This is a genomic window from Photorhabdus africana (assembly GCF_035181445.1).
Lineage (GTDB): Bacteria > Pseudomonadota > Gammaproteobacteria > Enterobacterales > Enterobacteriaceae > Photorhabdus > Photorhabdus laumondii.
In genome coordinates this window covers 100,084-112,935 of the sequence record NZ_JAXBVE010000015.1, presented here as the reverse complement: position 1 = coordinate 112,935, position 12,852 = coordinate 100,084, and the positions used below count along the sequence as shown (strand labels likewise).

At 43.1% G+C, this 12,852-nt stretch carries 15 protein-coding genes; 4 read left to right on the top strand and 11 right to left on the bottom strand.

What is annotated here, in order from left to right; all coding sequences use genetic code 11:
- Positions 1–553: 553 nt before the first annotated feature.
- The 4 genes from SLS51_RS10870 to acs form a co-directional block, all read right to left on the bottom strand.
- Positions 554–889: a hypothetical protein gene (locus SLS51_RS10870; RefSeq protein WP_323838192.1), complete on the bottom strand. Its 336-nt coding sequence runs from the start codon at positions 887–889 to the stop codon at positions 554–556.
- A gap of 489 nt (positions 890–1,378) precedes the next feature.
- Positions 1,379–3,028 (bottom strand): cation/acetate symporter ActP, encoded by a 1,650-nt coding sequence (actP, locus tag SLS51_RS10865; protein ID WP_323838190.1) that lies wholly within the window; start codon positions 3,026–3,028, stop codon positions 1,379–1,381.
- On the bottom strand, positions 3,025–3,336 hold the full coding sequence (locus SLS51_RS10860; protein ID WP_011144479.1) for a DUF485 domain-containing protein: 312 nt from the start codon (positions 3,334–3,336) through the stop codon (positions 3,025–3,027). The genes actP and SLS51_RS10860 overlap by 4 nt, the downstream gene beginning before the upstream one ends.
- 188 nt (positions 3,337–3,524) lie before the next feature.
- On the bottom strand, positions 3,525–5,480 hold the full coding sequence (acs, locus tag SLS51_RS10855; protein WP_323838188.1) for an acetate--CoA ligase: 1,956 nt from the start codon (positions 5,478–5,480) through the stop codon (positions 3,525–3,527).
- 373 nt (positions 5,481–5,853) lie between these two features.
- Between acs and sodA the strand changes: the two genes are divergently transcribed.
- The 4 genes from sodA (at position 5,854) to SLS51_RS10835 (ending at position 8,438) form a co-directional block, all read left to right on the top strand.
- On the top strand, positions 5,854–6,480 hold the full coding sequence (sodA, locus tag SLS51_RS10850; RefSeq protein WP_323838186.1) for a superoxide dismutase [Mn]: 627 nt from the start codon (positions 5,854–5,856) through the stop codon (positions 6,478–6,480).
- A gap of 118 nt (positions 6,481–6,598) precedes the next feature.
- On the top strand, positions 6,599–7,270 hold the full coding sequence (yiiM, locus tag SLS51_RS10845; protein ID WP_113026007.1) for a 6-hydroxyaminopurine reductase: 672 nt from the start codon (positions 6,599–6,601) through the stop codon (positions 7,268–7,270).
- A gap of 384 nt (positions 7,271–7,654) precedes the next feature.
- Positions 7,655–8,245 (top strand): RNA polymerase factor sigma-70, encoded by a 591-nt coding sequence (locus SLS51_RS10840; protein WP_058589614.1) that lies wholly within the window; start codon positions 7,655–7,657, stop codon positions 8,243–8,245.
- Positions 8,238–8,438 (top strand): anti-sigma factor family protein, encoded by a 201-nt coding sequence (locus tag SLS51_RS10835; RefSeq protein WP_112878422.1) that lies wholly within the window; start codon positions 8,238–8,240, stop codon positions 8,436–8,438. The genes SLS51_RS10840 and SLS51_RS10835 overlap by 8 nt, the downstream gene beginning before the upstream one ends.
- Positions 8,439–8,453: 15 nt before the next feature.
- Here the strand turns inward: SLS51_RS10835 and SLS51_RS10830 are convergent, their stop codons facing one another.
- From SLS51_RS10830 to trpS, 7 genes are all read right to left on the bottom strand, one after another.
- Entirely contained in the window at positions 8,454–8,933 is a 480-nt protein-coding gene (locus SLS51_RS10830; protein ID WP_011144485.1) for a DoxX family protein, read from the bottom strand.
- A gap of 1 nt (position 8,934) precedes the next feature.
- Positions 8,935–9,684, bottom strand: coding sequence for an HvfC/BufC N-terminal domain-containing protein (locus tag SLS51_RS10825; protein WP_323838182.1), 750 nt, complete (start codon positions 9,682–9,684; stop codon positions 8,935–8,937).
- Positions 9,653–10,576: an MNIO family bufferin maturase gene (gene bufB, locus SLS51_RS10820; protein ID WP_323838180.1), complete on the bottom strand. Its 924-nt coding sequence runs from the start codon at positions 10,574–10,576 to the stop codon at positions 9,653–9,655. Before bufB ends, SLS51_RS10825 begins: the two co-directional genes overlap by 32 nt.
- 27 nt (positions 10,577–10,603) lie before the next feature.
- Positions 10,604–10,897: a BufA1 family periplasmic bufferin-type metallophore gene (locus tag SLS51_RS10815; protein ID WP_323838177.1), complete on the bottom strand. Its 294-nt coding sequence runs from the start codon at positions 10,895–10,897 to the stop codon at positions 10,604–10,606.
- A gap of 194 nt (positions 10,898–11,091) precedes the next feature.
- The gene (locus SLS51_RS24125) at positions 11,092–11,166 is read right to left on the bottom strand and encodes a hypothetical protein (protein WP_369293939.1); all 75 of its coding nucleotides are present in this window, start codon (positions 11,164–11,166) and stop codon (positions 11,092–11,094) included.
- 346 nt (positions 11,167–11,512) lie between these two features.
- Entirely contained in the window at positions 11,513–11,797 is a 285-nt protein-coding gene (locus SLS51_RS10805) for a hypothetical protein (protein WP_323838173.1), read from the bottom strand.
- A 17-nt stretch (positions 11,798–11,814) separates the two neighbouring features.
- Positions 11,815–12,852 carry a tryptophan--tRNA ligase gene (gene trpS / locus SLS51_RS10800; protein WP_323838171.1) on the bottom strand — a complete coding sequence of 346 codons (1,038 nt, stop codon included), beginning with the start codon at positions 12,850–12,852 and terminating at the stop codon, positions 11,815–11,817.

The following is a 12,852-nucleotide window of genomic DNA, read 5'->3' as shown; positions in this document are numbered from 1 at the left end:
GAAACGCCGTAGCGCCGATGGTAGTGTGGGGTCTCCCCATGCGAGAGTAGGACACTGCCAGGCTTTAAATACAGTAGAAACCCTCAGCGTAAGCTGGGGGTTTTTGCGTTTATGCGCGAGATACAGAGATAGCGTGCGTAGTTCATCTAGGCATGTTTTCTGGTCAGGGGTCTGGTACTGTCAAATCATTTAGGCGCACTTCATGCGCAATCGCCTTTATGGCTCACTGCTAGGTAAAGTTTGAAGGCAGTTGTATACAAGGGGTAGGACGGTGAGAACCATTTTTAGAGCCCATATGGATGCAGAAGGTTGTTTAGTTATTTTGGATTTCCATCTGGTGAGCACTCTTTTAAGAAAATTAGCTAGCTCTTATCTATCCGTTAATAATTAAAACCGGCTATAGGCAGCTCACACGGAAAATAACTCAAACCTATTTTTTAAGCTTATATAAAATAAGTAGTGAAATTCCAAATTTAATTCATCATTATGGCTTATTATTGTATTAGAAGTTTGAGAAATTACAGATTGGTTACCTTTCTTTCATGTCTATGAATCATTTATTTGAGTTGATGCCAAGGATAATCAACTTAAACATCTGGAAATCACTTGTCTGAATTTTGATATTTTTCTCATCAGGAAGATCATTATATTTTATTAAGTTTTTATTACCATCGATCACCGTTGGCTCTTTCTGTGATTTGAAACAATTGCTTAATGGTGAACGGCAGTATTCTGGAGATTTATGATAAATACCTAGCCAATCACTGATAAGATAATAATTATCTGAATTTGAGAAAGGGGTATTTATTACACCAGTATGACGATATTTTGGATTAATGTTATCGTTATACCAGATAAATAAGGGGATATTATACCCGTTATCTTTCAAGTTGCCTCTTTGTTGGTTGCACTCGCTCACTCCGGTTATGCTCCTAGGGATTCTTTCCCTTGCCGTCGCGATCCATATTGAAATCCATAGGGTATATAACAATAAAAAAATGCGTTAACACTTGCTAAATAAGATTCCAAAATAGTGCTACATCTTATACCACTAATAATTCTATATATAACAATGGGTTGAAGAAGGCTATGTGTAGCATAATTACGAAACGTTATTTAGTAAGAAACTCAGTAATATTATTTTTAACCCTTCTAAATCACTAATGAAAATTATCGGTAGTAAAGAGAGAGTCAAAATAATAATAATCGGCCATTTATTTTTCATACAGATTAATAAGTTAATTAATAAATTGAAATAAAAGAGTTAATCATTAACTTGGGATTAAAACAAGAGGTTAACTTGTGAAATAGCTCTGAATTCAGGCGGTTTTTAATGAAAATACCTCTCCTTCAGGAGAGGTTGGATATAAAAACATAATTAATGCGCTTTTCCTTGTGCGATACCAAGTCCTGTTTGTGATCGAATAAACTGGATTCTAAATTGTTCTCTTTCCCGCATACCTTGTTGTGAATTATCGGTGATAGAAAATAGCCATGAACCAATAAAAGCGATAATCATTGAGAATAATGCTGGATATTCATAAGGATAGATTGGTTTCTCGTGACCGAGAATGCTGACCCAAATTGTTGGACCGAGAATCATTAAAACTACTGCTGTAATTAATCCTAGCCAACCTCCGACTAATGCACCACGGGTAGTGAGTTTACGCCAATACATAGATAAAAGAATGATTGGGAAGTTACAGCTTGCAGCAATAGAAAATGCCAATCCAACCATAAAGGCTATATTCTGGTTCTCAAATAAAATACCTAATCCGATTGCGATAACCCCAAGTATCACAACTGTTATTTTTGATACTCTCAGTTCATCTCGTTCATTGGCTTTACCGCGTTTAATGGCGTTTGCATATAGGTCATGTGATACTGCTGATGCACCAGCTAGCGTTAGTCCCGCCACAACGGCTAGAATTGTGGCAAAGGCGACAGCAGAGATAAAACCCAGAAACAAGTTGCCTCCAACTGCATTAGCGAGGTGAATGGCCGCCATGTTAGTACCACCAATGAGTGCGCCGGTAGCATCTTTAAAGGAAGGGTTTGGACTAACCAGTAAAATAGCACCGAAACCGATGATAAAAGTCAGAATGTAAAAATAACCAATAAAGCCAGTAGCATAGAAAACGCTCTTTCGGGCCTCTTTCGCATCACTTACAGTAAAGAAACGCATGATAATATGAGGTAAACCAGCAGTACCAAACATCAATGCCAGACCAAGAGAAAGTGCGGATATTGGGTCAGATACCAACCCTCCTGGACTCATAATGGCTTCACCTCTTGAGTGGACAGCAATGGCTTCTTTGAACAGCGTATTGAAATTGAAGTTTACTATTTTCATGACCATAAGGGCCATAAAGGTGGCACCAGCTAGTAATAGGATAGCTTTGATAATTTGTACCCAAGTCGTTGCGAGCATACCGCCAAACAGAACATAAAGTACCATCAAGATACCAACCAATACGACCGCTACATGGTAATTGAGCCCAAAAAGCAATTCGATAAGTTTACCTGCACCAACCATCTGAGCAATAAGATAAAGGGCGACAACAAACAGCGAGCCAATTGCAGATAATATACGGATTGGGCGTTGCTGTAACCGGTAAGAAGCGACATCGGCAAAAGTATAACGTCCAAGGTTTCTTAATCTTTCGGCAATCAGAAATAGGATAATAGGCCAGCCAATCAAGAAGCCGATAGAATAAATTAGTCCATCATAACCAGACGTATAGACTAAAGCGGAAATGCCGAGGAATGATGCTGCGGACATAAAATCTCCCGCAATTGCCATTCCATTTTGGAAACCAGTAATACGTCCCCCCGCCGTGTAGTAATCAGTACGGGAGCGTGTTTTTTTTGAGGCCCAATAAGTGATATAGAGTGTAAAACCAACAAACAGGACAAACATGATAATAGCCTGAATGTTGATAGGTTGCCTTTCTCCAGTTTCAGAGATTGCATTAGCCCAGGTGAGATGAGGAAATAACACTATTGCTAATAACAGAAATTTTTTCATTTCGTTACCTCGCTGAGAATTTGTGAGGTAAGGTGATCAAACTCGCTATTGGCTCTGATGACATATAGGCCGGTTAAGATGAATGAAATAACAATTAAACCAATACCAACCGGTATTCCGCGGGTAATATTGGAACCATTATAAAGGGGAGTGCCTAGCCATTCAGGTGCAAATGCAATGAGAAAAATAAAACTGACATACAGAATTAATGTGATTATTGATAGCAACCATGCAAAACGTCCTCGCTTTTCAACCAATTCTTTGAAACGCGGGTTATTCTCGATCCCTTGGTAAATGTCGTCATTCATCGGAGTATATCCTCTTATACCCGTTATCTTTCAAGTCGCCTCTTTGTTGGCTGCACTCACTCACCCCGGTCACATAGTTCGCTATGCTCCCGGGGATTCGCTCCCTTGCCGTCGCGATCCATCTTGAAATCCATTGGGTATATATTTATTATATTTTGATTACAGCCGCCTTACGGCGGCATGATTTGTCACGAAATACTCATTGTTTGTTTTTCTTCTAACAATTTTTCTACTACTCCTGGATCTGCTAGTGTTGAAATGTCTCCTAGATTGTTGGTATCGCCGGAGGCTATTTTGCGCAGGATACGACGCATAATTTTTCCTGAACGGGTTTTTGGTAAGGAGTCTGTCCAGTGTAGGATATCTGGTGTAGCAATTGGGCCGATTTCTTTACGTACCCAATTACGGACTTCTGTATAGAGTTCTGGAGAGGGTTCTTCACCGTGATTCAAGGTGACATAGGCATAAATTGCCTGCCCTTTAATATTATGTGGGGTACCTACGACAGCAGCCTCTGCAATTTTAGGATGGGAGACCAAAGCAGATTCAATTTCAGCAGTACCTAGACGGTGGCCGGAAATATTCAGCACATCATCAACACGGCCAGTTATCCAATAGTAACCATCTTCATCACGGCGTGCGCCATCACCACTAAAATACATTCCCTTAAAGGTAGAGAAATAGGTTTGTTCGAAACGGTCATGATCGCCAAATAGTGAGCGTGCTTGTCCTGGCCAGGAATCGGTAATAACCAGGTTTCCTTCACAAACACCTTCTAGTAGTTCACCAAGATTATCAACCAACGCGGGCTGAACACCAAAGAAAGGTAGCGTTGCGGAACCTGCTTTTAGTTCGGTTGCGCCTGGCAGTGGTGTGATCATGAAGCCACCAGTTTCTGTTTGCCACCAAGTATCGACAATCGGGCATTTGCTGTTACCAATTTTCTGGTAATACCATTCCCAAGCTTCCGGATTAATCGGTTCGCCAACTGATCCCATAATACGCAGAGAAGTACGTTTCGTTCCTTCAATAGCTTTGTCACCTTCCGCCATCAGGGCACGAATCGCTGTGGGTGCTGTGTACAGGATATTTACCTGATGTTTATCAATAACCTGACTTAGACGGTTAACCGCAGGATAGTTTGGTACACCTTCAAACATGAGGGTAATAGCGCCACAGGAAAGGGGGCCGTAGAGCAGGTAGCTATGTCCGGTAACCCATCCCACATCAGCTGTGCACCAATAGACTTCCCCTGGCTGATAGTCGAATACATATTTAAATGTTAGAGATGCATAGACAAGGTAACCTCCAGTGGTGTGCAGTACCCCTTTGGGTTTACCGGTAGAGCCTGAGGTATAGAGAATAAACAGTGGGTCTTCTGCATTTATCTCTTCAACTGGACAGTCAGCACTCGCGTCTGCTACTAATTCATGCCACCAAAGGTCACGGCCAGATTGCCAGTGACCAATATTTCCAGTACGTTTAAAAACGATCACATTGGATACATTGACAACGGCTGCATTATTTAGTGCGTCATCAACATTCTTTTTCAGGGGGATTGTACGTCCGGCTCTCAATCCTTCATCAGCGGTAATGACCAATTTGGTGTTTGAATCGATGATACGCCCGGATACAGCATCAGGAGAAAAACCTGCGAAAATAACAGAGTGAATAGCACCAATGCGGGCACATGCTAACATAGCAACCGCTGCTTCTGGCACCATCGGCATGTAAATAGCAACAACATCGCCTTTTTTAATACCCCTATTTTTCAATACATTGGCAAACTGACATACATCATGGTGTAGTTCACGATAGGTTATTGCCTTGGATTCTGTTGGATCATCACCTTCCCAGATAATAGCGGTTTGTTCACCACGTTCTTTTAGATGACGATCGAGACAATTTGCGCTTAAGTTTAGTGTTCCATCTTCAAACCAGCGGATATTGATATGTCCAGGATCAAAAGAGGTATTCTTTACCTTGGTGTAAGGCTTAATCCAGTCAACAATTTTTCCTTTTTCACCCCAGAACCTGTCGGGATCTTGCAACGATAATTGGTAGTCTTGTTGATATTGTTGCTCATTCATCAGGGCATGTTCTGCAATGGCGATAGGAATAGGGTGCTTCATTATTTTGGTCATGTAATATTCTCCTTACGAATGTTAATATTATGTCAAATCAAAGTTAACTAAAGTGTAAAGAGAATTTTTGTTTTTTTTTTGCGCGGAAGATCACGCAATAAAAAGAATATTTTTCACGTGATTGTCATTTAGTGTGGCGGGTTTATTTAGGTTTAATTGCTAATCAAAAATAGTAATTCAAAATCCTAATCCAATAATAATGTTTAATATAGACAAATTGACTGATAAGTCACTGAAACACAGTTGTATGATAAAACCACAATAAGAATATGGTGTTGATAAGCATTTCCAATAATATTTAATTAACTATAATGATCATGTTGTTCACAAGGTGTGGACTTTGAACCATTCTTATATGACTGGAGTACATGATATGAGCTATTCATTACCTTCTCTTCCTTATTCTTATGAAGCTCTGGAACCTCATTTTGATAAGCAGACGATGGAAATCCACCATACCAAGCATCATCAGACTTACGTTAATAATACCAATAGCGCCCTGGAAGCCTTCCCTGAGCTGGCAGGACTGAATATTGATGATCTGATTCAGCAATTAGATAAGATACCTGCTGATAAACGTACTTTTGTTCGTAATAATGCTGGTGGGCACGCTAACCATAGCTTGTTTTGGAAAGGTCTGAAATTAGGCACAACTCTGCAAGGCCCATTAAAAGAAGCTATTGAACGTGATTTCGGTAGCATAGATTCTTTTAAAGAGAAATTTGAGCAGGCAGCGGCTACCCGTTTTGGTTCTGGCTGGGCGTGGCTAGTACTGAAAGATGATGGCAAACTGGCAGTTGTATCGACTGCTAACCAGGATAGCCCATTAATGGGTGAAGCGATTTCTGGTGCATCTGGTTATCCGATTACTGGTCTGGATGTTTGGGAACACGCTTATTACTTACAGTACCAAAACCGTCGTCCTGACTATATTAAAGCGTTCTGGAGCGTTGTTAACTGGGATGAAGCAGCGAAGCGTTATCAGGAAAAAGTGAAATAACTTGCTGAATAATTTCTCTTTTCTGCTATGCCGGCTGATATGACTGCCGGCATTTTTATTGGTTGAATGTTGGTTTATGATGGTGATGTCAGACTGATTTCAATAAGGAAAGTGAATTATGTATTGTCCGCAGGTATATACGGGTAAAATTGAAATATCAGGAAAACTTTCTGCCAGCGCAATTAACAAACGGATGGTTGATGGTAGCCTGCGTCTGACTTCTCTAGGATTAGACGGTGATGAGCAGGCCGAAACCCATTTCCACGGCGGCCCTGATCGTGCACTTTGTCATTATCCTCGTGAACACTATGATTTCTGGAAACATCAATTTCCTGATCAAGAAGATTTTTTTATTGCTCCAGCGTTTGGTGAAAATATTTCCACAACTGGGTTGACTGAAGAAAATATTTGTATTGGTGATATTTTCAGTTGGGGAGAGGCAATGATTCAAGTAACTCAGCCTCGTTCACCTTGTTACAAACTTAATTGTCATTCTGGTATCAGCAATTTTTCTGCCATTATGCAGGAGAGTGGCCGTTGTGGCTGGCTTTATAGAATTATTGCAGCGGGAAATGTCAGCCCAGATGAACCTCTTGTTCTTGTTTCCCGTAATAGTGATGTTTTCGTTAGGGAAGCGATAGCAATTGCTTTTAATATGCCATTTGACGAAGAGCAATATCGTCGGTTGATGAGTGCCGCTGGGTTATCTGCCAGTTGGAGCTTGACTATGCAAAAGCGGGTGATGTTTGGAAAGATTGAGGATTTTAACCGTAGGTTGTTCGGGAAATAATAAAATGTGCACGTGGTGAACGTGCACATTAGCGCTGACACTGTTTTTCTGATATCCATTGCATTTCGTCTTAATCTATTAGTTGGGCAACGACAAGCATGTTTCCAGCCTCCGTGCGATCCAACAGACGGTTAAACTTAGGTCGCTAGCTAGCAGTTACTGAACTACTGATACTTTCCTCCATGATCTGATGGAGGTGAACGAAAAACAAGTTGCTCTGGGGAAAGACACTTCCCCTGCTGTACAAAAAACAGATTTAATTTAGAATTGTCCCCGTTTCCCAAACGGTCCCTAAGTCATGTGAGTGAATTTAAGCGATTCCGCCAAAATGGTGTTTCGTAATATCCGGTTATCCCGAATAATCCTGTTAAGATAGAAGCCACAATGTCCGATATCAATAATCTGCTGCGGGATCCGCAGTTTTTTTCCATGCTGCATAAACAGATGTTGCAGTTTGCCATCTTGCAGTTGAATGATTTTCATCAGGCGGAAGATGTTGTTCAAGAGGCGCTGGAAGGGGCGATGAAGAATGCCTCTTCTTTTGCCGGACGAGCCGCCTGGAAAAGCTGGGTGTTTACGATCCTGCGCAACAAAATCTCGGACGCCTTGCGTATGCGTTATCGGCACAGCAGCGTGCAACTGACTGATGATGTTGATGAGCAAAATTTCGAAGCGCTGTTTGATGAGTCTGGTCATTGGCCGCGAAACGAGCATCCGCAGTGCTGGCATTTACCGGATGAAGTGGCCGAGCAGGAGCAATTTTGGACGATTTTCGAGCTTTGTCTGACACAGTTGCCAACGCAAAACGCGCGGGCATTTATGATGCGCGAATTTATTGGTCTTGAGACTCAGGAGATCTGTCAGGAGATGGCGCTCTCTGTCAGCAATCTGAATGTGATGCTCTGGCGTGCGCGTATGCGTTTACGTGAATGTTTGTCACAACGCTGGTTTTCCCAGGAGGATAAATATGCTTAGTTGTTACCAAGCTACACGCCTGATGTCTCAGGCGCTGGATGAAAAAATCGTGCTTTCTCAACATGTTCAGCTAATGCTGCATTTGAAAATATGCGACGGGTGCCGAAACTTCAGACAACAGCTTGCCGACCTGCGCACTATCACTTCCGCATTCGCTCGTGGCGAAAACGAGAATCAAAATAAAGTAACGTAACGTAGGGAAGGGGAATCAGGTACGATGGCGGTAAATCAGGCGATCAAGCGAAAACCTCCCACCGCCATAAGTCATCAGATACAACTGAGCCGTCAGCCAGGTAGCATGGACAGGCCAGGCATCTGGATAGACAAATATCTGAATCACCAGCGTCATCACCATTAATGCTAGCGCGGAGAAGCGTGTTGCTAATCCGACAATCAGCAGCAGCGGAAACAAGTGTTCTGCGGTCGCGGCCATGACAGCAGCAACATCAGGTGGTAGCAGAGGAAGCTTGTACTCGTTGGTAAAGAGCGACACGGAGCTGTCGGTAACGCGCGGAATCCCTAGTTGCCAGGGTGTGCGTGTCTCCAGAATATCTATGTTTAATCCAACCACTTTGCTTTGGCCCGATAGCCAAAATGTTGCGGCAAGGCTAATGCGTGCCAGAAGGGGAAGAACATTTTCCTGCGCAATATGTTGCCCTTTTGACCCTAATGTTTTGAGTAATGCCATCTTAGCGCTCCGTGTTGCTATATAGAGAAAGTATCAGTCCATAGTGTTGCATGCGTTGTAAAACCGACTGAGGTTCAAAAGTTGCATCCTCTCCGGCGGCGATCTCTAAGGCTTCGGTAAGACATCGACCAGACTGGAGCATGGTAACAAACTGCATTTCCGCACGGCTGAGCAACATTATTCGTACGTCGTCGTCAATGCGGCACAGTAGCATATGTTCCGGCTGGAATGGGTCCAGCATCATCTCGTTTTCACTTTGTTGGTGCGAGGCCCACAGGCTGAAGACGGCATAATCTGAACTGAAGAGCCGTACCGAAGGATGGAGCGCCATCAGCAACTGTGCGGGATCGTCAATGGGGGCCGCTTCTGCCGTCTGTTCGGCAGGGTCCGCCGCGTGCAGTGATTCGATAAACAACATTTCCAGCCGGGTGAGATCGCTCAGCCAAGGCCAGTCTGCCAACGGCTGAAATGTCGCAATCCAGTCCGGCAATTGTGCGCCATAGCCTGCCAAAACAGGAGAGGGAGGCGGTTGTTGACGTATAAACTCCGCTGCCATCGCACGAAAAAAGCACTCTCCGAGCTGAGCGAGAAGGACGGGGCAGTTTTCGGCCAGTGCATCGATTAGCGATGCTATGACATTATTACGATAAACCGCAAAACGTACCGCCGGATCGCTACCGTTCCAGGTTGTCAGCCCCTCTGGTACCATGAGATCGGGATCAAGAAGTGCTTGATACAGTTGTTGTTGCATGTTTCTTGTTCTCTGTAATGTAATGCTGGGCATGGCTGGCTTCGTTCAGCAGCACGTCTAATGGTGGAATATTGCTGTCCCATTCGATCAGGGTGGCGATCGGCCCCGTTTCACGCAGGGTCTTGTTATAAAGATCCCAGACAGGCCCGGTCACATGACTGTCGTGTGAATCAATCAGCAGCAGGTCGTTTGCCCCATCGCGGCTTTCCGTATAGCCTGCCAGATGAATTTCACCGACACGGTGAAGTGGCAGCTCGAATAGCATCTGCCGTGGGCAGCGATTATGGTTGACGCCACTGATATAGAGATTGTTCACGTCCAGCAGTAGCTCGCATCCGGTACGGCGTATCACCTCGGAGATAAAGTCAGTCTCGCTCATGGTTGAGGCACTGAACTCGATGTAGGTGGAGGGGTTTTCCAGCAGAATGGGACGACGCAGCGCATTCTGTACCTGATCGATGTGTTCGCAGACCCGCGTCAGCGTGACATCGGTATAAGGCAGCGGCAGCAGATCATTGAGAAATAGATCGTTGTGCGTCGACCAGGCAAGGTGTTCAGAAAAAACGGCTGGCTGGTAGCGTTCAACCAGCGCAGCAACACGTTGTAAATGGGTCTGATTCAGAGGATTTTCTCCTCCGATGGACAGGCCCACTCCATGAATAGAGAGCGGATAATCCTGGCGAATGGCGGTCAGAGCTTGATGAAACGGACCACCCGCAACCAGATAATTTTCCGCGTGAATTTCAAAAAAACCAATGTCGGGTTTATCGCGCAGAATAGCGCGAAAATGCTCCGGTTTTAACCCGATCCCTGCTCTGGCCGGAAGCCTATTTAGCATGAGGTGATCAGGAGCATCACGAGAGACGCTGTGTAAGGGTAAAGAAATTGTCATCGTATGAGCTCCTGCCTGATGCCGGAATTACACTTCTTTAAATGCATCCAGTTGACCAAAACCGGTCGGGGAGGTCGGAGACTTCATTTTTACGCAGGAGCCCGCGGGTACCATTTTCCAGGCATTACCTTGATAATCCTTTTTTGAGGTACCAGCACAGGTGGTGCCTGCACCTGCTTTACAGTCGTTTTTCCCTTTCAGAGAAACGCCATAGCATTTCTCCATTTTGCTGCCGGAATTCGCCATTGCTGAAGTGCTTGCCGTAATAAATACGCTGCCTAAAGCCAGAGCCAGTAATGCTTTTGTCGTTTGCTTAGTCATAGAACGTTCCTTTTATATTTGTGTAGAAAGTGAATTACTGCTTTGCTGAAACAAGCATTTGCTTCACTCGATTAGTCGCACTACACATTAATTTCTTACAGTGAATATGAGAAAAAATATAATTTTTTTATAGTTAACTGATTTTTAATGACTTATTTTTGTGAATCAGATATCGGTCTGTACAAGAAACAGGCTTATTTTAGGATGTTTTCTATATGTTCATCGTAGTAGGCGTGAAAGCGGGGTGGGTTGTGGTCGCCATAGTACATTTGTATCAGGATGCCAAAAAACTTCCGATTAAACCTCATAAAAAGCAGGTGTTAAAAGTGGTAAAAACAACGGTCAAAGCCTTATACCGATTAAAACTAGAAGGTAAAACAGCGGCCTTTAATAATGGCTTAAAATTTGCCCGTCATAAAACTATTAATGGAAAATGAGAAGCAAAAATTGTTTTTGTTAATGGTTATATTCCCGAAAAAAGTAAATGTGAATAGGTTAATCAGGTAATATATTTTCCAAAATGAATCGCTTTAATAATATTTTCAACCACAGAATAAACCTTTTAATAAACCAGTTAAATAATCGAATATAAAAAATCGGAATACTTTAAATAGGTCAGTTTAAGCTTGCTTTATACCCATCATCTTTCAAGTTGCTTCTTTGTTGGCTGCACTCACTCACCCCGGTCACATAGTTATCTATGCTCCCGGGGATTCGCTCCCTTGCCGCCGCGATGCATCTTGAAATCCATTGGGTATACACTGTTTTAATCTGTCCAATCGTATTGCTTTTCTGTCTGATTAAGCTATCAGGCTTTTTACCATCGATGATGTAAAAATACGCCTCATTTTTTAAATGGATTTTTCTGTAGCTTGAAATGCGCACGTAGTAAACGTGCACATTTTATCTCTTAATTATTAAGGATGGGCAATAAAGCCAACAGCTTCATACACTTTATCTAGCGTAATTTGGGCACGGGCTTTTGCCTTCGCTGCACCTTCCGCCATGATTTTATTCAGCAGGACTTCATCGTTACGGAAATGATGGAAACGTTCTTGTAGCTCAGTTAGCATACCGGAAACGGCGTCAGCAACAGCACTTTTTAAATGACCATACATTTGGCCTTCAAATTCTGCTTCCAGTTCAGGAATAGTTTTGCCGGTAACTCCCGCGAGGATATCTAATAAGTTGGAAACACCCGGCTTTTGTTCCAGATCGTAGCGAACACGAGGGGGTTCTTCTGAATCTGTGACTGCGCGTTTTATTTTTTTAGCGGCTGATTTTGGATCTTCCAACAGCGCGATAACGTTGTTACGGTTATCATCTGACTTGGACATTTTCTTTTCTGGATCTTGGAGGGCCATAACACGGGCGCCACCCGTTGGGATAAACGGCTCTGGTACAGCGAAGATATTGCCATAAATAGCATTAAATCGTTGAGCAATATCACGGCTCAATTCAAGATGTTGTTTTTGATCGATACCCACAGGAACTTGGTTTGTTTGGTATACCAAAATATCCGCCGCCATCAGTACCGGATAGTCAAACAAGCCTGCATTGATATTTTCGGCATGACGAGCTGATTTGTCTTTAAACTGAGTCATGCGGCTGAGTTCACCGAAATAGGTATAACAGTTTAGAACCCAGCTTAACTGAGCGTGTTGTGGGACATGAGATTGGACAAAAATAGTACTTTTCTCTGGCTCAATACCACAAGCCAGGTAGAGCGCTAGTGTGTCCAGAGTGCGTTTTCTCAATTCTTTTGGGTCCTGGCGGACTGTAATTGCATGTTGGTCAACAATGCAATAGATGCAGTCATAATCATCCTGCATTTTAACCCACTGACGTAACGCCCCCATGTAGTTACCGATGGTTAATTCACCGGAAGGTTGTGCGCCGCTGAATACAATAGGTTTTTGGGAGTTTAGTGTTTCAGATACAGTGGGTTCATTCAT